General features: G+C 61.8%; 16 protein-coding genes. 3 read left to right on the top strand and 13 right to left on the bottom strand.

Features of this window, described 5'->3' with window-relative positions; translation table 11 throughout:
* Positions 1-49 precede the first annotated feature (49 nt).
* Positions 50-3112: a diguanylate cyclase gene (locus tag AC1RRC_RS17895; RefSeq protein WP_493056867.1), complete on the top strand. Its 3063-nt coding sequence runs from the start codon at positions 50-52 to the stop codon at positions 3110-3112.
* Positions 3113-3231: 119 nt separating this feature from the next.
* On the opposite strand, the gene AC1RRC_RS17890 is transcribed toward AC1RRC_RS17895, so the two are convergent.
* The 8 genes from AC1RRC_RS17890 to AC1RRC_RS17855 all read right to left on the bottom strand — a co-directional run bounded on the left by AC1RRC_RS17890 (position 3232) and on the right by AC1RRC_RS17855 (position 15374).
* Positions 3232-3423: a DUF2970 domain-containing protein gene (locus tag AC1RRC_RS17890; RefSeq protein ID WP_493056866.1), complete on the bottom strand. Its 192-nt coding sequence runs from the start codon at positions 3421-3423 to the stop codon at positions 3232-3234.
* Between the two features lie 86 nt (positions 3424-3509).
* Positions 3510-4001: a cache domain-containing protein gene (locus AC1RRC_RS17885; RefSeq protein ID WP_493056865.1), complete on the bottom strand. Its 492-nt coding sequence runs from the start codon at positions 3999-4001 to the stop codon at positions 3510-3512.
* Positions 4002-4232: 231 nt separating this feature from the next.
* Positions 4233-5606 carry a DUF4214 domain-containing protein gene (locus AC1RRC_RS17880; protein WP_493056864.1) on the bottom strand — a complete coding sequence of 458 codons (1374 nt, stop codon included), beginning with the start codon at positions 5604-5606 and terminating at the stop codon, positions 4233-4235.
* Positions 5607-5756: 150 nt separating this feature from the next.
* Positions 5757-8540 carry a DUF4214 domain-containing protein gene (locus tag AC1RRC_RS17875; RefSeq protein ID WP_493056863.1) on the bottom strand — a complete coding sequence of 928 codons (2784 nt, stop codon included), beginning with the start codon at positions 8538-8540 and terminating at the stop codon, positions 5757-5759.
* A gap of 86 nt (positions 8541-8626) precedes the next feature.
* Positions 8627-10024, bottom strand: coding sequence for a glycoside hydrolase family 19 protein (locus AC1RRC_RS17870; protein WP_493056862.1), 1398 nt, complete (start codon positions 10022-10024; stop codon positions 8627-8629).
* Positions 10025-10099: 75 nt separating this feature from the next.
* Entirely contained in the window at positions 10100-12478 is a 2379-nt protein-coding gene (locus AC1RRC_RS17865) for a chitinase C-terminal domain-containing protein (RefSeq protein WP_493056861.1), read from the bottom strand.
* Positions 12479-12482: 4 nt separating this feature from the next.
* Complete coding sequence (locus tag AC1RRC_RS17860; RefSeq protein WP_493056860.1) at positions 12483-13496, bottom strand: cupin-like domain-containing protein; 1014 nt, start codon at positions 13494-13496, stop codon at positions 12483-12485.
* A gap of 165 nt (positions 13497-13661) precedes the next feature.
* Positions 13662-15374, bottom strand: a complete 1713-nt coding sequence (locus AC1RRC_RS17855; RefSeq protein ID WP_493056859.1) for a glycosyl hydrolase family 18 protein — start codon at positions 15372-15374, stop codon at positions 13662-13664.
* Positions 15375-15756: 382 nt separating this feature from the next.
* On the opposite strand from AC1RRC_RS17855, the gene AC1RRC_RS17850 reads away from it, so the two are divergent.
* Positions 15757-17712 carry an alpha/beta hydrolase family protein gene (locus tag AC1RRC_RS17850; protein WP_493056858.1) on the top strand — a complete coding sequence of 652 codons (1956 nt, stop codon included), beginning with the start codon at positions 15757-15759 and terminating at the stop codon, positions 17710-17712.
* A 32-nt stretch (positions 17713-17744) separates the two neighbouring features.
* Here AC1RRC_RS17850 and AC1RRC_RS17845 read toward each other — a convergent pair whose 3' ends face one another.
* The 3 genes from AC1RRC_RS17845 to AC1RRC_RS17835 form a co-directional block, all read right to left on the bottom strand.
* A complete protein-coding gene (locus AC1RRC_RS17845) occupies positions 17745-18347 on the bottom strand; it encodes a DJ-1/PfpI family protein (protein WP_493056857.1) in 603 nt (200 codons plus the stop codon).
* A 207-nt stretch (positions 18348-18554) separates the two neighbouring features.
* Entirely contained in the window at positions 18555-19613 is a 1059-nt protein-coding gene (locus AC1RRC_RS17840; protein ID WP_493056856.1) for a SecDF P1 head subdomain-containing protein, read from the bottom strand.
* A gap of 73 nt (positions 19614-19686) precedes the next feature.
* Positions 19687-20139, bottom strand: a complete 453-nt coding sequence (locus AC1RRC_RS17835) for a carboxymuconolactone decarboxylase family protein (protein WP_493056855.1) — start codon at positions 20137-20139, stop codon at positions 19687-19689.
* Between the two features lie 246 nt (positions 20140-20385).
* On the opposite strand from AC1RRC_RS17835, the gene AC1RRC_RS17830 reads away from it, so the two are divergent.
* Positions 20386-20844, top strand: a complete 459-nt coding sequence (locus tag AC1RRC_RS17830) for a hypothetical protein (RefSeq protein WP_493056854.1) — start codon at positions 20386-20388, stop codon at positions 20842-20844.
* On the opposite strand, the gene AC1RRC_RS17825 is transcribed toward AC1RRC_RS17830, so the two are convergent.
* Both AC1RRC_RS17825 and ypfJ read right to left on the bottom strand, forming a co-directional pair.
* A complete protein-coding gene (locus AC1RRC_RS17825; RefSeq protein WP_493056853.1) occupies positions 20839-21711 on the bottom strand; it encodes an RNA polymerase sigma-70 factor in 873 nt (290 codons plus the stop codon). The genes AC1RRC_RS17830 and AC1RRC_RS17825 overlap by 6 nt on opposite strands.
* Positions 21712-21744: 33 nt before the next feature.
* Positions 21745-22626, bottom strand: coding sequence for a KPN_02809 family neutral zinc metallopeptidase (gene ypfJ / locus AC1RRC_RS17820; protein WP_493056852.1), 882 nt, complete (start codon positions 22624-22626; stop codon positions 21745-21747).
* Between the last annotated feature and the right edge of the window lie 242 nt (positions 22627-22868).

Genomic DNA, 22868 nt, shown 5'->3' with positions numbered 1-22868 from the left:
CAAGAGACATGCGTATACTGATTCCCTGTCGTCTTCCCGGGAGATGTTGATGCGCTTGACGTTGTTGCCGCGCCACCTGTGCGCCCTGCTGGCGCTGGCGGGCTGCCTGGCCTTGCCGGCGCTGGCCGGCCAGCAGGCGCTGTCGTTCAAGGCCATCGAGACGCTGGGATCGGACAGCCAGTCCATCATTTCCCTGTTGCAAGACCGCCAGGGATTTATCTGGATCGGCACCATCGAAGGCGGCTTGTTCCGCTTTGACGGGCGGCGCGCGGTGCGCTACCAGAACGACCCCGGCAATCCCCGCAGCGTGCCGGGCGGGCGCGTCGCCTCGCTGTTCAATGACGAACAGGGCCGCATCTGGGCCGGCACCGATGAGGGGCTGGCGCGCTATGAACCGGAATCCAACAGTTTCACCCGCCATGTGCCGGAATCGGGCCCCCGCAACCACCGCATCGTGCGGCGCATCGTGGCCGACGGCAAAGGCGGCATGTGGCTGGGCACGTGGGGCGGCTTGCAGCACTTCGAACCGAAGAGCGGCAAGTTCACCGTCTACCAGCATGACGCGGACAAACCGGACAGCCTGAAACACAACGACATCGGCGCGGTGGCGCTCGATGCGGCGGGTGGCGTGTGGGCCGGCACCTGGCCGGGCGGGCTCGATTACCTGGCGCCGGGTGGCAAGACATTCCAGCATTACCGCATCGACGATGACCGGCAGCCGAATCCGCGCCACAACGACGTGCGCTCGCTGCACGTGGATTCTTCCGGCAAGCTGTGGATCGGCACCGATGACGGCATCTTCGTGTGGAAACCCGGCACGCCGTGGGAACAGCGCCAGCGCCTGGAGGGGCTCACGGGAAGGGTGCTGCACATCGATGAAGATTTGACGGGCGATTTGTGGATCAGTACCCGCACCGGCGGGATCTGGCGCTGGGACCGTGAAACGCAGACCTTCCAGGTGTACCAGCGCCGCGCCGAAGATGCGCACAGCCTGCCGACCAACGCCATCAACCTGACCATGCACGACCGCACCGGCACCCTGTGGGTCGGCACCTTCACCAATGGCGTGATCCGCGCCAACCTGGGGTACCACGGCTTTGAACGGCATATCCCGCGCGACGTGGCGCCACAAGTGTTCAAGTCCAGCAACTTCGTGCGCAGCCTGGGCGGCGCGGCGGATGGCAAGCTGTGGCTCGGGGTCGATGACGGCCTGGCGCTGTTCGACCCGGCCGCGCGCAAACTGGTGCGCCACTATGCGGCCGATCCGAAGCAGCCCGGCACCCTCAGCCACAATGTGGTTTACAGCCTGTACCAGCAGCCGGGGGGGCCGCTGTGGGCCGGCACGTCGAAAGGATTGAACCGGCTCGATGGACTCGACGGGCCGTTCAAGGTGATCAATTTTGGCAGTGGCGGCAGTAATTTCATCAACCGCATCGCTCCCGGCAAAGGCGGCGTGCTGTGGCTGGGGACGGGGGCGGGACTGGTGCGCTACAACCCGGCCAGCGGCGAATACCAGACCTACGCGCACGATCCGCAAAATCCCGACAGCCGCAGCGTCGATGGCGTGACGACCCTGCTGGAAGACCGCCAGGGCAGGGTCTGGACCGGCGAATTTTACCGGGGCGGCCTCGATGTGCTGGACCCCGAGACGGGCAAATTCACCCACTTGCGTTCCGATCCGGCGCGCCAGGATACGATTTCGAGCGAGCGCATCACCTGTCTGCATGAAGATGCGTCCGGCGTGCTGTGGGTCGGCACCGTGAAAGGCTTGAACCGCATCACCACCCGCGATGGCCGGATGGAAGTGCGGCGCTATCCCGGCAAGGGCGCGCTGGGCAACCAGCTGGTGGAAGCAATCCAGTCGGATCGCAGCGGCATGCTGTGGGTCAGTACGGTGGCGGGCTTGTCGAAGCTGGAGCCGGTCAGCGAAACCGTCACGCATTATTCGACGGAAGATGGCCTGACCGAAGGCTTTTATCTCGATGCGTCGGCGCGCGGCAGCGATGGCAAGCTGTATTACGGCAGTACCAGCGGCGTCACGGCGGTCGATCCGTCGATCCACAGCAGCGTGTCGCGCCCGCCGCAGCTGGCGGTCACCGACATCAGCCTGTACAACCGCTCGCTCAATGACGGCGGCGCGCTGCCCGGCGTGAAACTCGAGGGCAGCGTGATTGCGCCGCGCGCACTGACCTTGCCGTGGAACGCGTCGGTGCTGACGCTGGAATTCTCGGCCCTGCATTTTGCGGAACCAAAGCGCAATACCTATCGCTACATGCTCGAAGGGTTCGACCAGGACTGGGTGCAGACCGATGCCAGCCGTCCCGTCGCGACCTATACCAACCTGTATCCGGGCACGTACCGCTTCCGGCTGATGGGGACCAACAACAAGGGCATGGAAAGCCGTGATGAAGTCGTGCTGCCGGTGACGGTGCTGCCGCCGGTGTGGCAGACCTGGTGGTTCCGCAGCGCCATGGGTGTGCTGGCGCTGGCCATGCTGGGCGCGCTGTACCGCTGGCGCGTGCGGCGATTGATGGCGCATACGCACAAGCTGGAACAGATGGTGGAAGCGCGCACGCGCGAATTGCAGGAAACCAACCAGAAGCTGGCGGCGCTGTCCTCGACCGACAGCCTGACCGGCGTGGCGAACCGGCGCTGTTTCGATGACGTGCTGGCGCGCGAATGGCGGCGCGCGGCGCGCCGTGGCGAAGCGCTGGCGGTGGCCATGTTCGACGTCGATTATTTCAAGCCGTATAACGACCGCTACGGCCATCCGGCCGGCGATGAATGCCTGCGCCGCGTGGCGCAAGTGCTAACCAGTGGCATGAACCGGGCGGGCGACCTGGTGGCGCGTTATGGCGGCGAGGAATTCGCGTTTATCGCGCCCGGCGCTTCGCCACAGGATGCGCTGCGCGTGGCCGAGAACATCCGGCGCGCCCTGGCCGCGCTGGCGCTGCCGCACGAAAGGTCGCCGCTTGGCCATGTATCCGTCAGTTGCGGCGTGGCGTCGATGGTGCCGGGCAAGGACAGTACCCCGGCCCAGCTGGTGGAGGCGGCGGACCAGGCGCTGTACCAGGCCAAGGCCGCAGGACGCAACCGCGTACAAAGCGCGTAAGACGTAACGCAAAATGCGTAGGGCGGTTTTGCCGGAGGCAAAGCCGCCATGCAGGCGCCGCCACAGTCATCAATCATCGCCACGCTGCACGCATGGCGGCTTGATAAACCCAATCCGCCCTACGATGTCGCCAGCCTCACAGCACCCAGCAGCACGGCGATAAACAGCGCGCAGCCTAAAACGCCGCCCGCCACCACATACAGGGGATTCAACGCCCCGACATCGCGGTCAAAATCCCGCTTGCGCCGCAAGCCGGCAAACGACCATGCGACGGCGACCAGGGTTTCAGCAAAACTGCGTTGGGTGGACATGATGGGCTCCTTGTTGATGTCCCATTGTCCCCCCGTGCCGGCGCGCCGGGCAGGTGCAGATGCGCGCCGCCCGGACCGTATCAGTTTTATTTCGCCGGCTTGTAGATGCCGCAATTGATAATCATGTCGTCATACTTTTCAAAGTACATGGACTTGGGTTCGATCTGCTTGGACATGGGATTGACAAACTTGTAGTCTTGCCAGCCCTTGCCCTTGGTTTTTGCCAGCTCGATGCGCTCGCGCACGAAATACTTGCCGTCCGCATCTTTCAGGTCGATCAAGTCCTTGCCCTGCATTTTCGGATTCGCGCCGTGCGCCAGGTTCTTGCCGCTCAAGTCATTGATGGTGACGTACAGGTCGCGGTCGCGGAACTTGCCGGTGGTGGTGTTGTTCACCTCGGCCAGGGTCTTGTCCTTGCCATTGGCTTTGATCGAGGCGATCACTTGCTGCACCATGGCGACGGCTTCGTCGGCGGTGCCATGTTCGGATTTTTGCGCCCAGGCGGACGAGGCCAGGCACAGTGACAGCAGGGCGGACACGGCAAACTGGAACGGGCGGAATGGATGGGACTTGCGCATGATGGTCTCCTGAAGAACGTTGTAATCGTTGTCATCGCGAATGGAGCACGCTCATGCAGTCTAGCGCGTGCCACTTCGCAGCGATAGCATCGCAAGTCCTGTGCCAGCTATTGCCGGTGTGTAAGTCGTTGATTTGTTGGTTGCGCGCGTCACATCGTGGCGGCGCGCGGCTGGAAAAGCGGAATCCGGCGGCGGGAATCCGCATGCCGGGAATGCCGCTCTGTTATGCGGTTAGCCGTATGGGGTGTATTCGAAACCGCCGCCGATGAGGTGGAGTACGTTTTCCTGGTTTTCCGGACTTTCACTGAATGAGGCCAGCACGGCGGCGCGGGGCACGCCGGACGCCAGCACGCCCGTCCAGTAATCCATCCCGCCCTGGTCGGGGGCGCGGTGCAGCACGTTCAGGTACAGCTTGCCGATAAAGGTGCTATCGGCCGGCTCGGCGCCGTACAGGACGCCGAATTCAGCGCTGTTGATAAAGCTTTGCGCGACCTGGTAGACGCTGGTGCCCTTATCCATTTGCGCGATCCAGTAACCGATGCCGGCCTTGTCCGGTGCGCGGTTGAATGCCGCCTGGTACAGCCGGTAAGCCTGGCCGCCGGCGCCGGCTGTATCCAGCGCCACGGCGGTGTCATCGAACAGCAGACGCTCGACGTCCGTCAGGGTGTCTTCCTTGGCGGCGCCGTTATGGAGAACAAACATGATGTCGTTCGTGGCGGTGGCGGTGGTGGCGGCTGGGGATGCCGCCTGCATGACGGCGTAATCCGCGCGGATGCCGGCATACACCGTGGTGTCGAGGCCGGCGCCGCCGGTAATGACGGTGCCGGTGCCAAGGCCGGCCAGGGTGTCGTTGTTGCCGGTGCCGGCGCCATTGGGGACCAGTGCCGCATGCAATGTATAGGTACCGGTGTGGAAGTCCGGCGATGGGGGGACGAAGAACTGGCCGTCGTCATAGACGGAGACATAGTGCAAGCCGCTGGTATCGGCGGTCAGCGAGTAACGCGTCCACGTGTTGTCCGAGACTACCAGCGGAATGGGCGTGCCGGGCAACGGGGTGGCTTCAAGAAATACTTTGGCGCCAAATTCTCCAATCGGCATGGTGCCTTCACCGTAACCTTTGCCTTCCAGCGTCAACGTGTATTGGACGCCTTTCCGCAAATTCAGCTTGAACCAGTCGCGGTCGCCATTGACTTCGATTTGCGCGGAGACTTTGCCGCCTACCGGCAGCGTACCGGTCGTGCCGTGATTGGATGAGTAGTCGTCCGGATAGACCTCGATGGTGAGCAGCTTGTAGTTGGCAGTGCCTGGCGTGGTGAGGTTGCCGACTTCCAGGAAGTAATCACCCGTGAAATCCGCCGTATAGCTGATCGCCGAAGATTCTTTGGAATACAGGACGGGCGTTTCCCCATCAGCTCCGCCTTTCAATCCTGGGTCGCCTTGGGCATTTTCCACAGCCAAGCCAATGTGATAAGTCCTGCCTTTGGTGACCTGAATTTTGAAGACATCCTTGTCTTGCGGCGTGCCGAGCTGGCCAGTCAGTAGCGTCTGGAAGGCCAGCGCAGTTGCGTTGGCTTGTGTATCAGCATAATCATCAGTGGCGGCCATGTTATCTCAAATGCAAGGAAAACACGTATTGTAACCACCGGGCCGCCACCGAATACTATCGCTTTGTCACAATGGAAATATTTTAACTATAACGCCAGCACGATAGACGCGGTGTTGCGCTGCCGATTTTTCCGCGCCGGCGCCGGCCGCTCAACCGTAGGGCGTGTATTCGAAGCCGTTGCCGATGACTTTCACCACGGCGGCCTGGTTTTCCGGGCCCTCGCTGAAAAACGCCAGGACATCGGCGCGCGGCGTCCCATCGACCAGTACCTGGTTCCAGTAGGCGACACCAGCCTGTTCTCCCGCACGGTGCAAGATGTTTTGATACAGCTTGTCTATAAAGCTTGCATCGGACAACGATGCGCCATACTGGTTCTTGAATTCGGCGCTGTCGAGAAAGCTTTGCGCGACATCCCGCACGCTGGTGCCTCTATCCATTTGCGCGATCCAGTAGCCAAGGCCTTCCAGATCCGGCGTGCGGTTGAACGCGGCCTGGTACAGGCGGTAGGCCTGGCCACCAGCGCCGGCGATATCGAGCGCCACGGCGGCGTTCTTGAACAGCAGGCGCTCGATGCCGGTCAGCACGTCGGCTTTTTCACGTGCATCGATCGGATAGATACGGACTTCCGCCGCGCCATTGCTGATGGCGTAGCTGTCACGCCCGCCGGCATAGACCGCCGTGTCAGTGCCGGCGCCACCGTCGAGCTTCAAGCCGGCGGCCTGGCCCATCAGGTTATCGTTGCCGGCGCCGCCTTGTTCCACCGTGGCCACGGTCGTGAATGACAATACTTGCGTCACATGCTTGTTGCCGGCCAGGTCCATGAGGGAAGTTGTACCCAGGTCCACGAAATATTTGGCGCCGGGTTTCAGGTTATAGGATGGATTGAGTTTGAACGCCGTGCCGCCGGACCGCATGTCGCGCTCATCGATATAGAAAGTGTCCACCGTTTCACCCTGGGCATCTTTCAGCAGGATCGGGCCGGCGCTGTAATTGACGTTGAGCGTCTCGTCGAAGGTCAGGTAGATGTCGTCGTACAGGTTCTGCACTGCCGCGCCGCTGGCCGAGGTGAGGCTGATCACCTTGGGCGCGGTAAAGTCATTGGTCAGCGCCACTGCGCGCAAGGTATACGTTCCGGTACCGTCGTTGTACGGGGCGTTGATGGCGGCCGCATAGCTCCTGCTCACGCTGATATAGTAATCGCCGCCGGTTTTCGCGTTCAAGGTGTAATTGCCGGAACCTGCCCGTTGCAAGTAGTCGCCGCTGCCTGGCGGAGCATGCAAATCCAGTTCCGCGCCAATCATTGAACCGATCAGCGCCGTGCCTTCACCGGTGGCGGCGCCGCGCAACATGAACGCATACTTGCCGCCATATTGCAGCGTGACCTTGATCCAATCGACGTCGCCGGTGTAATCCAGCGCGCCGCCGGCCTTGCCATCCATCGGCAACGCGCCGGTGGTGCTGCGATCGGCGCTGTAGTCGTCGGTAGTCGCTTCAACGATATTGACCGTATACGCGACGGCATTGGACGACATGGTGGACGTGGTCAGGTAAAAGTCGCCCGTATAGTCCGCCGTGTACATCTTGTAGTTTTCGACGCCGGGTTTGGCATATTTGGCCAGGAAATCAAAGCTGGTGCCCACGTAGTCAGCGGTTGAACCCTTGAAGTCGAGCATGTAACTGTATGGCAGCGGCAGGTCGGTCGCAATCTCGAACAGGTAGGTTTTCCCCTTGGTGACGGCAATCTTGACGGCGTCGCGGTCTTGCGGGATTTCGAGCTTGCCGGTCCATTTGCTGTTGACGGCAATGGCCTTGGCTTTGGTGGAATCGCTGGTGTAATCGTCGGCAACGCCATAGTCGGCGCCGATCGAATAGGTCAACAGCGCGCCGCGCTGGTCCGTGACTTCCACATAATATGTGCCACTGGCGGCTGGCGTATAAGGCAGGGTGAACTTGTTGGCGTAAAGTCCCGCATAGGACATCGACGTCAATTCTTTACCGGATGCATCGAGGATCCGGATGGTGGCGTCGGAATAGAGGTCGCCAGTGTAACTGCCTTCAACGTTCCTGCCCGCCAGCGTGAACCAGTAATAGGTGCCGGCAGTGAGTTTCGTGGCGAACCAGTCGCGGTCATACGCGGTTTCCAGGCTGCCGTTCAGGGTCTTCCCTGGGATCAGTTCACCCGTGGTGGCAGTCGTGGCGACATAGTCGTCCGCCGCTTTGGCCACGGTGAAGGTGTAGGCGCCTGTCGAGCTGGCGTAACCGCCGGACGCGGCGACGACATAAACATCGCCGGTGCTGGCCGCGGTAAACGAAATCTTCTTGTTCTCCTCGGAGTAACTGCCATAGCCGGCAATGGTCTGGCCCCTGCCATCGAGCACGTACATCGTGTTGCCGCCCGTGCTGACGCTGCTCGTCCCCCAGGACGGCGTAAGGGTATAGCTGGTGCCGGATTCCACCGCCAGTTTGAAATAATCCTTGTCCAGCGGGCTTTCCAGCGTGCCCTGCAGCGTTTGTCCCGCAGTGACGGTCTTGGCGGTGGCGTTGCTATCGCCCACATCGTCGGCCATGCCGGTGCCGGCTTTCAGCGTATACGTCACGGTGCCGTTCAGGCCAAAGCTGTCGTCAAGGGCGGCAATATAATACGTGCCGGATGTGGCGGGCTTGTACACACCATACCGGCCGTTGTCGATGTAATCGTTCGCCGTGATCGACGATACGAAATTGCCCGCCGCATCGTAGACAGCCAGTCCAAGGTTATAACTGGCGTAATACGGATTGCCGGTGCTGGTCACGTCGAAGCGATAATAATTGTTCGCCGCCAGGGTGATTTTGAACCAGTCGCTGTCCTTGCTGGTTTCGTAGACACCGCTGACCTGTCCGCCTGGCAGCAACGTACCCGTGGTGGAAGTATTCGAGGAGAAATCGTCTGCCATTTGCCAATTGAGCTTGCAAAAAGCAGCGAGTGTAACATTTGTGATAGTGCCGAAACTATCACAAAGTCACACCCGGCCTGCTCGCGTCACTTCAGCACGATATTCCAGTTCTTCTCCACGCACTTCGCATAATTCCCCGCGATCAGCGCACTGTATGGCGTCTGGTAGCTGACCAGCTGGCACTGGTAATCGCCGCCGCTGTTCCAGTTCTTTTCCCAGTAAATGTTGTAGGAGGCGGAACTGGACGGACCAAAGCGCTGCATGGTGGCGCACGACAACTGTTCGCCGGCCACGTTCCAGCCCAGATCGGCGGCAAATTGCTTGTAATAATCGATGCGGTTTTGCGCCGCCGGCTTTTCCGTGCCGGTGCCGCATTCGGCATTGATGATCATGATGGTGGTGGCGAAGTTGTTGCCGGCGCCGGCCGCCGTGTCGGCCGCGTTGGGGACCCAGGTGCCATCGATCACGTGCAGCATCGAGGGCTTCGGCGGTTGCGGGTAAACGAAGAAGAACGTGGCCGAGGCCAGGTTCAACCAGGTGGACGCCACCAGGTCGGGGTCCTTCAGCAACACCGACTGGTCGCCGTTGTACATCACTTGCGAGAACGGGCCATAGTTATAGTTGTACGACAGTTGCTTGGCGCCGCGCCCAAAGTATTTCTTGAAGCTGCCGTCCGCGTTTTTCCCGCAGGCCCACACACTGTTGAAGACCGGGTCGGCGCATTCGGTGTTATAGCCGCAACTGGTCCCGTTTTCATCGCAGCCGAGCTCGCGCAGGTACTTCAAACCCTGGCGCCATTGCGGCAGCGAGATGCTGGCGTTGTGGTCGCCGGTCTCTTGCGCGAAGTGCGCGAACATGGTGGCCAGCGAGTGGCGGCAGATATTGTCGGCGTTGCGGCCATCGGTGTAGTCGTCGCACACGGCGGGGAATTTCGCCACTGCTTGCAGGAAGCGGCGGTAGGTGTAGCTGGCGTCGCGCGCGCCGAAGTAGTAATCCCATTTGGCCGGCGGCATCAAGCGTTCCACGCGCTTGACGTTGACGGGATTGGCGGCCGCGCCGGGTGTGACGGCGTCCACCGCCGCGTTATCGAGCGTGCGCACCGACGCTTTGACCTTGCGGAAGAAGTCATTGTTGGTGAGTTCCGCTTCGCGCGCCTCGGCCTGGGCTTTGGTGGGCACGCCGCCGGGCTGCGGATTCGGGCCGGGGCCAGGATCCGGTGGCGTGGTCGCGTCGGCGATGTATTTCCATGGGCCCCAGGCGTCGGCGGCGTTTGGCGCCGTGCCTTGCACCCACCATTTGGCTTCGAATTGCTTGTTCTGGTAAATCGCGCACATGCCGGCGGTATAGACTTGCGTGCTGCTCCAGGCGGGGCAGGGGGCGGCGGCGCCGGCGCGCTGGCGTTGCCGGATGTCTTGTGATGTGTCCGCGCCGCAGGCGGACAATAGCAGGGCGGCCAGCAGCGGGAGGCTGGTGTATTTGTACATTGGTGTCTCCTGTGTGGATACGTGCGTTGTGGCGGTTTTGCGCTGGCGCGCAAAACCGCCATGCATGTCAGCGGCTTACTTCAGCACCACCGGCAAATCAGGATACTCATCCGACAGCGCATACTTCACGCCATTGACCGTGATGGTGTACGCGGACGGCCCGGAAATCGGCAAGGTGTAATTCAACGTCAGTTGCACCGAGGCCCCCGGCGCCAGCGACTGCCATGCCGGGATCGTAAACTTCGCGCGGTTGAAGTTGGCCTTGAAGCCGCCGATATTGTTCGGCCCCGTGTAGCCGGCCTTGATGACGGAGAGGCCATAACCCGACTGGTCGCTCATGTTGGCGGGCGCCGACACCGGATAGTCGAATTCCACCACCGAGCCGCCCGGGATCGTGACGGTCGAGTTGTTGGTCACCGTCATTACCGGGTTGATCGGGTAGTTGCTGTCGCCCAGCTTCCAGCCGCCCAGGGAAATCGCGACTTTCGCCGACGATGCCGGCATCGCGGTTTCCGCCCGCAGGTGGCCATACGGCGCCGCCGTCTTGAAGGCGTTGGCGATATTGGTGGTCAGCGTATAGCCCATGAAGTATTCGCCACGGCCGCCATTCTTGGCCGCATCCCACGCGTAGTCGCCGGCCAGTTCCCAGATCATGATGCCGCCAATGCCATTGTCGATCACGTACTGGGTCTTGGCCGCCATCGATTGCGCGGTTTCCGTGGAGAGGAACACCTTGCGGGTGGCGTTCCACAGCCATGGCGCCGCCAGCGTGGCGCTGTAGTTCGGGCTGTATACGCCGGTGATGGTTTTCTCGGTGATGCCATAGGCGTCGAGGTAATCCGGCACGATATTGTTTTGCAGGTTCAGTGCGTGCCACAGCGGATTGCCGCCGCCCGGGACCGGCTGGCCATTGCTGTCGAGGTCATGCCAGACATTGTCGATGCCGACCGCGCCGGTGCCGCAGGTTTTTACGCCCGCGCAGGTGACGGTGTTGTTGACCAGCGGCGTCGTGCCCCACAAGCCGTTGGTGCCGCCCGTGACGTCTTTCCAGCCGCGCGTGTAATACGGCACGCCGATATTGATGCGGCCCGCCTGCAAGGCGCCACGGTAATAGCGGTAGGCCCAGTCCACATTCAGGTAGCCGATGCCGCCGTACTGGTAGGCATTGCCCGCCTTCAGTTCCGCATCGTTGCCGTCGTCGAACAGCGCCGCGTTCGGGCCGACGTACTGGTTCCAGCCGCCGTGCAAGTCATAGGACATCAGGCTCGCATAGTCCAGGTACTGCAGGCCGGACAGGTTTTCCTCGCCGCGCAAGATCCACGCCGAAGCGGAACCGGCAATGGTCAGCATGTAGTACTTGTTGTCCGCCACGGCCGCCGTGTCGAGCTTCTGGCGCACGTTTTTCAGCAACAGGTTATAGCTCTTCATCAGCCCGGCCAGGCGCGGCTTCGATACGCCGAAGTCGAGCGGGTTGCCGGCTTCATTGTTGGTGGTCGGGTGTTCGTAATCGATGTCGATGCCATCGAAGAATGTGTACTGGCGCAGGAACGACACCATCGAATCGGCCAGGGTGTTGATGCCGGCCGTGTTGGTGCTGCCATCGGCATTGGTGGTGGCGGTATAGAAGCCGCCGCTGCCGGCCCAGCCGCCCACCGACAGCATGATTTTGACGCCAGGGTAGCGCTTCTTGTATTGCGCCAGCAAATTGAAATGGCCCTTGTACGGCAGGGTTGGGTCCATCGCGGCGGCGGGAATGGTTGGCCAGGTCATGCCGGTATCGGGATTGTTGGCGCCGCTGCCGATCGCGACCTTGGCATTGCCGTCCACCGAAGCAAAGGCGTAATTGATGTGCGTGACCTTGTCCCACGGGATGTTGTTGACGAGGTAGGACGGGGTATTGCCCGCGCCGGTGCGCCAGCTGGTGAAGTAGCCGACGATGCGGCGGTTCATGCCGTTGGCCAGCTTTTCGCGGCCGCTTGCGTCGTACACGCTGCAATAGGGCACGTTGGTGACGGGGGATGCCAGCCCGTCAGGGCGGCATGCGACCGGTGTTGGAGTAGGCGTTGGAGTCGGAGTGGGTGTTGGCGTCGGTGTTGGCGTTGGCGTTGGAGTGGGTGTTGGCGTCGGAGTCGGAGTCGGAGTCGGAGTCGGTGTCGGTGTCGGTGTCGGGGTAGGCGTCGGCGTCGGCGTGCCCGACTGCAGTTCCCACGGTCCCCATTGTTCCGTGCCCGGCACGTTGTTCTGGGTCCACCACTTGGCTTTATAAGTGGCGCCGTTATAGGTCACGCACATGCCGGCCGTGTAAATGTCGGAAGAGGTCCAGGCGGGGCAGGTGGCCGTGGCGGCCGCGCCCATTTTCATCGGCTTGCCGGTGGTGGCGGAAGGATCGCCGCCACCGCATGCAACGAGGGCGCCGCCCAGCAGCGCCAGCATCAGGTGTGATTTATAGGTCATGGTTTTAAAAATCGTGATTGGATGGATAGTTCGAATAGAAATCGTTATCCCACTTGAAATGGGTGGCGGAGACCGTGATGGAAATGTCCAGCGCTTCGACGAAATGCCACCAGCCGACCGGCAGGAACAGCACTTCGCCCGGTTCCAGCACGCATTCCGGCACCGGCACGCCGGCCATGGCGGGGAAGCGCTGCGTATCGATCGCGCGGCCGTCGACCGGCGTGAAGCAATGCCGCTGGTTGTACAGCTTTGGCGTTTCACACGGCGCGATCAGGCGCACGCGCTTGCGGCCGGACAGCTGGATCATGAAGTTGTTGGTCAAGTCGTGATGGAACGGGGTGACGGTGCCGGCGGGGCCGAGCCAGAAAAAGCCGGCCTGGCCGTCGGTCAGGTACTCCGTCAGTGTTGGCACGTCGTCCCACAACTCGTGCAGCGCCTGGCGGTTGTGGCGGTCATTGTTGGCGGTCATGTAAAAATCGTTGGTATGGCCGCTGTTTGCCACCAGGTCCACGTACTCGCCGAAACGCATGGTGCGCTTGTGCGCGATGCTGTTCATTTCATAGTCGGGGTCCGCATTGCGGCCGAACTGCACTTCCACCGTGCGCTCGCCAAAGCGCCGCGCCAGGCGCTCCAGCGCCCAGTGTTCGCGCGGCGCGCCGTCCAGCAGACCGGTCAGGATCACCGGCTGGTTGGCGAGATAGTGCTGGCGCAGAAAATCCTCGCCGGACAGCTGGTGGCGCCGGGGGATTTCCATCGGCATCAGCCGGTTGAGCTGTGCCTGGATGCCCAGCACCCAGTCGCGTTTGGCGAGACGGTTGTGCAGCCGCTGCACGCCTTGCAGGTAAGGGCTGGTCAGGGCGGCGGCCAGTTCGGCCTGGGCGTCGCGCAAGGCGACGCCCGATTGCACCAGGATGCCGGTCAGGGTATCCGGATGGCTGCCCAGCATCAGGTTTTCCGCAATCCAGCGGCGCCATTCGTCGCTGATGCCGATGGGTGAGACATTGCTTTTGAGTTTCATCGATTACTCCCGGGGGCAGGCCACACTGGTGGATACATCGTTGGCGTGATCCCGTAGGGCGGCTTTTACAAAGCCGCCATTGCATGCGCCGCGTTGGCTCATGCACGGCGGCTTCCGCCAAGGCGGCAACCGCCCTACGGAGTTGGGGCGCGTGCCTGGCTGGGATCAGCGGCCTTGCCACACCGCCGTGGTCAGCGCGCCATTGGCGTCGCCATCGAGTTCCCACGAGAAGGCGCCGCGCAGGCTTTCATCGCGCACGTACTTCATCTTGGTGGCGATCACGGTCGGATCGTCGTAGCTCCACCATTCACCGGTGCCGGTGTACAGGAACAGCTGCTTGGTCACGGGGTGGTACCAGCGGTTGCCGGTCTTGTTGATCAACACCTTGTAGTCATCGATGCCGCCTTCCCAAGCGCCCGATGCGCCGCCGGTGCCGGCCTGGTACAGGCCATTGCCGTTCGGTCCCGCCGTTACGCCTTTCCAGCCACGTCCATAGAATGGGATGCCCAGCAAGATTTTGCTGCGGGGCATGCCGGCCGCCACCAGCGCCGTGACGGCGTCATGCGCGTTGTACTTGGCCACATTGCCGGTCGATGGATCGGCCGGATCGTGGTAGAGCGGGGCATGGAAGTTGGTGTTCGATTCCCACGCGCCGTGGAAGTCGTACGTCATCAGGTTGACCCAGTCCATGTATTGCGCGTACTTGCCGGGTTCCGTGTTGGCGATCTTGTCGGCGCCCGCGCCAATCGCGGCGGTCAGCGGGTAGCGTTTGCCGTCGGTGGCGCCCTGGGCGTCGAGCTGGGCGCGGAATTCCTGCATCAGCAAGGTGAAGTTTTGCTTGTCTTCAGGCGCGTACGTGTTGTACGGCTGGCCGCCGCCGCCCGGGTATTCCCAGTCGATGTCGATGCCGTCAAACACACCTTTGCCGGCGCCGGGACCGCCACGGCCATCCTGTACCGGCAAGTCGCCCGCGATGAACATCTTCACGCACGATTTCGCCAGTTGCTTGCGCAGCGCATCGGTCTTGGCGGCGGCCGAGAAGAATTTCGACCAGCTCCAGCCACCCAGCGAGATAAATACTTTCAGGTTCGGATGCTGCTGTTTCAGCAGTTTCAATTGCTGGAAATTGCCCGACAGCTTGGCGTCCCATGCCACCGGCTTGCCATCGACCGTGCGGGCCGGCTGGCGCTGGTAATCCGCATAGGCGTCGCCACCGGTGCCCGCTTGCGGCGAGGTCGGATTTTCATTACCGACTTCGGCGCGGGAGACCATGTCGCATTCGTAGCCGCCATTTTTCTGGTAGACGTTGCCGAACGCATAGTTGATGAACGTGAGCTGGTCGGCCACGCTGGTTTGCACGCCGTTGACCGGGGTTTTCGTGGTGTGGATGTCGGCCACTTCATAGTTGCGGCCATACACGCCCCACTGGGCGAAGTACGAACCGATTTCGCGGCCGTTCGGCGTTGGCGTCGGCGTCGGCGTTGGTGTCGGAGTAGGTGTCGGAGTAGGTGTCGGCGTTGGCGTTGGGGTGGGTGTTGGGGTTGGCGTAGGGGTGGGTGTCGGCGTCGGCGTAGGAGTCGGCGTTGGCGTGGTGGCCTGCAATTCCCACGGGCCCCACTGTTCGGTGCCCGGCACATTGTTTTGCGTCCACCACTTGGCCTTGTACGTATTGCCGTTGTAGGTCACGCACATGCCTGCCGTGTAGATGTCGGTGGAGGTCCACGCCGGGCAACTGGCGGTGGCGCCCATTTTGAGTTTTTGCGGTGAGTCGGTGGTGCTGATGCCGTCGCCGCCGCATGCGGCCAGCATGGCGCCGGCCAGGCCGGCCAGCCAGATGTTGCGGGCGTTGGCCCGGATAGTACGTGCAGTACGTGCCATAAATCTCCTCCTTGGTTGGGATGGGTGTTATTGCTTTTGTTATGCGGCTCAAAATGTGTGCAGCCGGAGACCAGCATGGAATGCGGAAAATTGGTAGTCAAGTGGTTTTGGAAAATTGTATCCAATCCAAGACCAGTTGCATGGGGGAAGCGTATGGATCGCAGATTGCTATCCTGATGGGAGCGCTCACGTCGGTCAGTTCGCCACTCTGTGAAAGGGTGGAAAATAAAAATGTCCGAAATGAGACATTTTGTTAAATTGTGCGTACCAGTTTTCAGCGGTTTTAAAGTGGTATGCATGCAAAACCTGTCGGATTTGACAGTGTGCGGCCGCGAGGGACGCTGGCATCATCATGCAATCCATTTGTCCGAGGAGATTTGTCATGCGTTTGATCCGCCAGGCCACCGGCCTGTCCCTGTTGGCCTTATCGCTGCAATGCGCGTTCCAGCCCGCCATCGTCCACGCCGCGCCGGCCGCGAAGGCGGCGGCCAAGGCGCCGCGCCAGTACACCATTGAACAATTCATGGCCACCACGTCGGTCACCGGCGCGTCGTTCAGCCAGGATGAAAAACGCATCCTGTTCAGCAGCAACGAGAGCGGCACGTTCAGCGTGTATGCGATGCCGGTCGCCGGCGGCAAGCCGCAGCCGATGACCCGTCCCAGCGCGGACAGCACCTATGCCGTGGGCTTTTTCCGCACCGACGACCGCTTCCTGTTCACCCGTGACCAGGGCGGCAATGAGCAAAACCATTTGTATGTGCGGGAACTCGATGGCGCTGAAAAGGACTTGACGCCGGGCGACAAGCTGAAAGCCATCTTCATGGGTTGGCAGCCGCAGGGCAACGCGTTTTACGTGTTGACCAATGAACGCGATGCGAAGTTCTTCGACCTGTACCGCTACGATGCGAAAACCTATGCCCGCACCATGCTGTACAAGAACGACAGCGGCATGACGCCCAATGTACTGAGCCGCGACGAGCGCTGGCTGGCATTGGAGAAACCGAATACCACGGCCGACAGCGACATCCACCTGGTGGACCTGGCCAATGGCGCGATCAAGCACATCACACCGCACCAGGGCGCCGCGGCCTACAGTCCGTCCGCCTTTGATCCGCAATCGAAGCGCCTGCTGTTCACATCGAACGACGGCGGCGAATTCACGAACTTGCGCACCTATGACCTGGCCACCGGCGCCATGGCGGTCCATGAAAAAGCCGACTGGGACATCGACTGGTCCGGCTACTCGATCGATGGCCGCCACCGCACCACCATCATCAACCAGGACGGCAGCCAGGTGCTGCGCGTGGTGGAGGGGCCGGACGAAAAGCCGGTGGCGCTGCCGAAACTGCCGGGAGGGAATATGCGCGGCGTGGTGTTTTCACCGAGCGGCAAGTTGATGGCGTTTTATCTGAATGGCGACCGCTCGCCGAGCAACCTGTTCGTGCATGACTTGAAGTCGAACAAAACCCGGCAACTGACGCAAAGCCTGAGCAAGGACATCGATCAAAATGACCTGGTGGAAGCGGAAGTGGTGCGTTTCCGTTCGTTTGACGGCATGGTGATTCCATCGATCTATTACAAGCCGAAGGGGGCGTCGCCGCAAGCGAAAGTGCCGGCCGTGGTGTTCGTGCATGGCGGCCCGGGCGGCCAGACCCAGCGCGGCTACAGCGCGCAAATCCAGTACCTGGTGAACCACGGCTATGCGGTGCTGGGCATTAACAACCGGGGCAGTTCCGGCTATGGCAAGACCTTCTTCATGGCGGACGACCGCAAGCATGGCCGCGAACCGCTGTGGGATTGCGTGGAAGCGAAAACCTTCCTGGCCGGACTCGGTCACGTCGATCCCGAGCGCATCGGCATCATGGGCGGCAGCTATGGCGGCTACATGACCCTGTCGGCGCTGGCGTTCCGGCCCGAGGCGTTCAAGGTCGGCGTGGATATCTTCGGCGTCAGCAACTGGCTGCGCACGCTGGAATCCATGCCGGCTTACTGGGAAGCGCAGCGCAAGGCGCTGTACGACGAAGTGGGCGACCCGGTCAAGGACAAGGAATTCCTGCTGGCGACGTCGCCGCTGTTCCATGCGGGCGAAATCCGCCGCCCGCTGATGGTCATCCAGGGCAAAAACGACCCGCGCGTGATCCAGGCGGAAAGCGATGAAATCGTGAGCGCGGTGAAGAAAAACAACGTGCCGGTCGAGTATGTCGTGTTCGAGGACGAAGGGCATGGCTTCCGCAAGAAGAAAAACCAGGCGGTGGCTTACGGGAAAGTCGTGCAATTCCTGGACCGGCACTTGAAGCCGGGTGTGCAGGTGCAGCAGCAGGGCAGCGGCGGGCAGTGAGGGCAACCGCGCCACGGCGTGCGGCTGTGCTGTCACGCCATGGCGTTCCACGCATATTCCATGCGGTGCGCCGTGCCCAGCGCCAGCGCTGGTCCGGCAAAGCGTTGCACCAGGTACAGCGACATATCGATGCCGGCGGAAATGCCGCCGGACGTGACGATGTCGCCATCATCGGTCCAGCGTTTTTCCGGGTGGACCTGCACGCCGGGATAGCCTTGCAGCAGCGCGATGTCGTCCCAGTGCGTGGTGGCGGGGCGGCCATCGAGCAGGCCGGCCTGCGCCAGCAACAGGGAGCCGGTGCACACAGAAGCGGTTAATTCAACCTGGCTGGCGGTGCGGCGGATCCAATCGAGGATGGCCGCATGGCCCAGTTCGCGGTCCACCACACCGCCCGGCACCAGCAGCACATCGAGCGGGGCGTGATCGTCCAGCGTGTGGTCCGGCAGCACGGATAACCCGGCGCGGGCGCGCACGGGGCCGGGCGTGGCGGCAATCGTGCAGACCTCGAACGGCGTGGGGGCGTGCGGGTCTTGCAGGCGCGCCACGCGGGTGGCGCAGGTGAACACTTCATAGGGACCGGCAAAGTCCAGTACTTCGACGTCCGGGTACAGCAGGATTCCAATCTTGCGCGTCATGATGGCTCCTCTTGATGGAAGCTTCATGATTGCGCATTGCAGTTTGGCCGTGCTGCCACTTTACGGGCAATTTCTGCCAGTTTCGCTGACCGGCATTTGAAGCCGGGTGTGCAGAGAACATCGCAGGGTAGTGCCGGCAAGGCTTCCGGATGCAGATAAGGCGTGGCAGGCTGCCCCCGGCGTGGCCGTGGTCACAGGATCAGGCCTTCATCGTGGCTCTCCAGCCAATCTGGCGGCGATAGCCTGGGCTTCCTCCAAAGTGGCTTTTGGCAGGCAGACAGTGATTTTGTTGTTCAGTGTTTCGAGGACCGTTGCATGGAATACCGGTGTGCCGTCCAGTATGACGGCCAGCATCTGGCCGATATTGTTTGCCGACCAGGAGCCAAGGCGCCGGGCACCTTCCTCATCCAATGTCATCGCCAGCGCGGGTGCCTCAACTTCGCCAGGCATCTCGCAATCCCAACTGGCGGAAACAGCGCGTATCCGGGCTTCTGTCGCCAACTTTTCATTGTGTATCCAAATGGTTTGGCCGGTGGTGCTATTGGGCCGAACCACCGCCAGCCAGCCTGGGGCCGGGTATTCCGATGACGGGACCACCGCCAAACTTGCTTTTGCAGGGCCAACGCGGTTTTCCGCAATGGATGGCCGGGATGCTTTCAGCTCCTTGGCGATCAAGGCAAGTCTTGCCGTGGTTTCAATGGGAGTCAGCAACCTCCAGCACTGGCTATCAAAACGGGCTGTGAAGGTACGCTGCGCATTTGACACCGAAGCGCCTGAATGAACTTCGTAATTAACCGTGATATCGGTCGTTTGGAGCAGGGCAGAAGTGGAGCGATTGATAACAGTAGCATTTGACATGCGGTGGCTGTCGCGTTGCTGCTGGCTGTAAGTGAAGAAACGCGTCAGCAGCTCGCGTTCCGTTGCTGTCTGCAATTTGTCTGCTGTCCACTCGGGGCCCCAAAGCCGGGTGCGCAGCCGGGCTGATTCGGGCGAGTAACGATCGTCAAACAACTGTTTCAACCGAGCAGACAGTTTTGCCCTCGAGTTCGTATCCAGGACGTCAACAACTGTTGCTGGGGCAACTAATGCATGCTGGATAAGCGTTAGCGCAGCATCGTCCGCACTTGCTGCGCATACATGGGGTATGACCGACGTGGCGGATGCCATCCCTATGCAAGGAAGCGTGGCAGCTATTGCCGCAATGGCTGCCAGGGCATTTCTGTGACTGCGAAGGTGTATGGTCGATGCGCCGTGGAGTTTGTACATACGGGGGCTCCTTGGAGTAATCAAGAGCCCCGCAGTGTATCAGCCGTGTTGGAAAACTCCGCCGGTCGGTTTATCAGGCCTTGGCTGGAATCGGATTGCGGAAGCTCACGTTCAGCAAATTCCACGCATTGATGGTGGCAATGGTGAAGCCCAGTTCCGCGATTTCCGTGTCGCTGAAATGGCGCTGCAGTTCGGCGAACGCCGCGTCGTCCGGATCGGTGCGGGGGATTTGCGCTACCAGCTCCGACCAGTGCAGCGCGGCGCGTTCACGGTCGCTGAAGAACGGGGCTTCGCGCCAGGCGGCCACCGCGTTCAGGTGGCGTGGATCGGCGCCATTGCGCACCAGGTCGCGCCAGTGCATATCGATGCAATAGCCGCAGCCATTGATTTGCGAAACGCGCAGCAGCACCAGGTCCACCAGGCGGACACCGAGGGAACTTTTCTGGATGGTTTCGGACAGGGCCAGCAGGGCGTTGAAGCTGGGTTGGGCCAACTGGAAGTAGTTCAGGCGGGCGGTCAGGGACATGGTGATTCCTTTTTCGGTTTGCGGCAGCCGCACCGTGCGGCCGTCCATGCTCATTAGACGGACCGCGTTTCCCGCTTGTGACAGGTTTTAAACTTTTTTTCCAACAGCAGGAGTAGGGCGCATATACCTCCCGGAGCCTGTCTGGTAAACCGTCTGGGAAGGCGTCTGATTTGCTCTGGTTTGAACCTTTTCCAACTTATCAAGTCAAAAGGATCAGAAACAGACCATTTCAGACGGAGGTCCAGAATGTTAACCAGACTGAGTGTGGAGATACCCCAGGCCTTGCTCCTCGAATTGCTCACCTACCTGAGTTCCCGTACCGATCGCTGCAGCCTGGACCGCGCGGCAACGGAAGCTTTACGTGTCTGGCTGCGCGATCAATCCGGCTTGCCGCCGACGGAACCAAGCATGCGCGGCTATCAATGGAAAACGCTTTTTCTGCCGGAAGGAACATGCCTGCGCTCCTGGAGTTATGGGGAGCACAATTATGCGCGGGTGGTTGGCGACCAGATTATTCATCAAGGGACGGTCGTCACGCCGAACCAGTTTGCGCGCTCGTTCGCACGGACCGAGCGTAATGCGTGGCGCGACTTGTATATCAAGCGACCGGAAGACAAGAAGTGGTACCTGGCGAATTGGCTGCGCCGACAACTGCTGAAAGAGGAGGCTGCCAATCGCGCCGGCAGGGCCGGGCAGCCCTTATAACGCCATCGGCACCCCGGCCAGCTTGTCCGGATTGCGCACCGCGTAAATCGCGCTGATCCGGCCATTGTCGATGACGAAGGCTTGCGCCGATTCCAGCTTGCCGCCGATATAGCGCAGCAGGCCTGGTTCGCCGTTGACGGTGGCCATGCGGTATTCGACCTGGCCGGGGAACTTGTCCAGCATGCCCCAATACAGCTCCGCGATGCGGTCCAGGTCGCGCAGGATTTCCATGAACGAGGGCACCTTGCCGCCGCCGTCGCCGACCAGCTCGATGTTTTCCGCCAGCAAGGCACGGATCGCATCCTTGTCGCCGCTGCGGGCCGCCGTCACGAAGGTGGACAGCAAGCTTTGGTGCGCTCCGCGCGCGACTTTATTCCGGGTTTTTTCCTGCTGTACGCGTTCCGCCGCGCGGTGCACCAGCTGGCGGCACGAGGCTTCGCTCTTGCCGAGGATTGCCGCCACTTCCGCGTAATCGTGGTCGAACACCTGGCGCAGCAGGAAGGCGGCGCGTTCTTCGGGGCCCAGCCGCTCCAGCAGCCACATGAACGCCACCGACAAATCGCTGGCCATTTCCGCCGCCGATTCCGGCGTGCGCTCATCGAGTTCCACCAGCGGTTCCGGCAGCCACCAGCCGATGTAGGCTTCGCGCTCGGCCCGGGCGGCGCGCAGCCGGTCGATCGCCAGCCGTGTCACGATGGTGACCAGCCACGCCTCGGCCGATTGCACGGCGGCGTGGTCGGTTTGCGCCCAGCGCAGCCACGCGTCCTGCACCACATCCTCGGCATCGGCGCGGATGCCGAGCATGCGGTAGGCGATGGCGAACAAGCGGGGGCGCTGGGCGGAAAACAGGACGGCGGGTTCGGTCATGAGGGCGGCACCAATAAGGATATGCCGCCCAGTTTACAGTGTCCGCGCCTTGAACGTGTCGCACTGCATGGCGTCGCCCGTTTCAATGCCGCGCTTGAACCAGCGCACCCGCTGCGCGGAGGTGCCGTGCGTGAAGGAATCCGGCACCACTTCACCGCGCGACTGGCGCTGCAGCGCATCGTCGCCAATCGCGCTGGCGGCATTGAGCGCGGTTTCAACGTCGCCCTGTTCCAGGATGCTGCGCGCCCGGTTGGCGTGATGGGCCCAGACCCCCGCGTAGCAGTCGGCCTGCAATTCCAGCCGCACCGACAGTGCATTGCCTTCCCGTTCGGATACGCAGCGGCGCGCCTGGTCAACCTTGCCCGATACCCCGGTCAGATGCTGCACGTGATGGCCCACTTCATGGGCAATCACATAGGCTTGGGCAAATTCGCCCGCCACGTGGAAGCGCTGCTGCATCAGGCGGTAAAAACTCAGGTCGATATACACCTTGGAGTCGCCCGGGCAATAAAACGGCCCCATCGCGGCCTGGCCGGTGCCGCACGCGGTGGCGGTGCGGTCCGAGAACAGCACCAGCTTGGGCCGGACATACTGGCTGCCGCCGGCGCGGAACAATTCGCCCCACACGTCTTCCGTGTCGGCCAGCACGACAGACACAAAGTTGGCCTGGCGGTCCGATTTCGGCGGCGCCGGGGCCGGAGCTTGCTGGACCTGGGGCGCCGGCCCGCCACCGCCGCTGAGCAGGCTCAGCATCGTGAGCGGATTGACGCCGAAAATCCACGACCCCACCAGCGCCAGCACCACGGTGCCGATGCCGACCGTGCCGCCGCCGAAGCCAAAGCCGCCCCCTCCACCTCCGCCGTCGCCACGGCGGTCTTCCACGTTATCGCTTTCGCGGTTGCCTTCCCATTTCATCGGACTTTCCTCCAGTCAAATACTTGCTCTCAGGCTCTTTTTAACACGAGTGGGCGGTAACCGTCTGTGCGGTAAGGCCCGTTGTTCGCGTGATCAGCGCGCAGATTCGTGGCGACAATGTTGCATTGGGGTGAATTCCATAGGTAATTTGCAACGCAGTGGCCGATAATGTAGAGACTGATCTCCGGAAAGTCCCCATCATGAGCGCCCCAGAGCACGCCGCCAGGATGTCTCCCTTTTCC

The organism is Pseudoduganella sp. GW821-FHT12E03, assembly GCF_058807115.1.
The sequence above is the reverse complement of the archived record's forward strand: the minus strand, read 5'-3'. Positions and strand labels throughout refer to the sequence as shown.

Bases quoted from the DNA above. Each gene is read 5' to 3' on its own strand.
- AC1RRC_RS17895 (WP_493056867.1), top strand. From the start codon at position 50: ATGCGCTTGACGTTGTTGCCGCGCCACCTGTGCGCCCTGCTGGCGCTG.
- AC1RRC_RS17890 (WP_493056866.1), bottom strand. From the start codon at position 3,423: ATGTCCACCCAACGCAGTTTTGCTGAAACCCTGGTCGCCGTCGCATGG.
- AC1RRC_RS17885 (WP_493056865.1), bottom strand. From the start codon at position 4,001: ATGCGCAAGTCCCATCCATTCCGCCCGTTCCAGTTTGCCGTGTCCGCC.
- AC1RRC_RS17880 (WP_493056864.1), bottom strand. From the start codon at position 5,606: ATGGCCGCCACTGATGATTATGCTGATACACAAGCCAACGCAACTGCG.
- AC1RRC_RS17875 (WP_493056863.1), bottom strand. From the start codon at position 8,540: ATGGCAGACGATTTCTCCTCGAATACTTCCACCACGGGTACGTTGCTG.
- AC1RRC_RS17870 (WP_493056862.1), bottom strand. From the start codon at position 10,024: ATGTACAAATACACCAGCCTCCCGCTGCTGGCCGCCCTGCTATTGTCC.
- AC1RRC_RS17865 (WP_493056861.1), bottom strand. From the start codon at position 12,478: ATGACCTATAAATCACACCTGATGCTGGCGCTGCTGGGCGGCGCCCTC.
- AC1RRC_RS17860 (WP_493056860.1), bottom strand. From the start codon at position 13,496: ATGAAACTCAAAAGCAATGTCTCACCCATCGGCATCAGCGACGAATGG.
- AC1RRC_RS17855 (WP_493056859.1), bottom strand. From the start codon at position 15,374: ATGGCACGTACTGCACGTACTATCCGGGCCAACGCCCGCAACATCTGG.
- AC1RRC_RS17850 (WP_493056858.1), top strand. From the start codon at position 15,757: ATGCGTTTGATCCGCCAGGCCACCGGCCTGTCCCTGTTGGCCTTATCG.
- AC1RRC_RS17845 (WP_493056857.1), bottom strand. From the start codon at position 18,347: ATGACGCGCAAGATTGGAATCCTGCTGTACCCGGACGTCGAAGTACTG.
- AC1RRC_RS17840 (WP_493056856.1), bottom strand. From the start codon at position 19,613: ATGTACAAACTCCACGGCGCATCGACCATACACCTTCGCAGTCACAGA.
- AC1RRC_RS17835 (WP_493056855.1), bottom strand. From the start codon at position 20,139: ATGTCCCTGACCGCCCGCCTGAACTACTTCCAGTTGGCCCAACCCAGC.
- AC1RRC_RS17830 (WP_493056854.1), top strand. From the start codon at position 20,386: ATGTTAACCAGACTGAGTGTGGAGATACCCCAGGCCTTGCTCCTCGAA.
- AC1RRC_RS17825 (WP_493056853.1), bottom strand. From the start codon at position 21,711: ATGACCGAACCCGCCGTCCTGTTTTCCGCCCAGCGCCCCCGCTTGTTC.
- ypfJ (WP_493056852.1), bottom strand. From the start codon at position 22,626: ATGAAATGGGAAGGCAACCGCGAAAGCGATAACGTGGAAGACCGCCGT.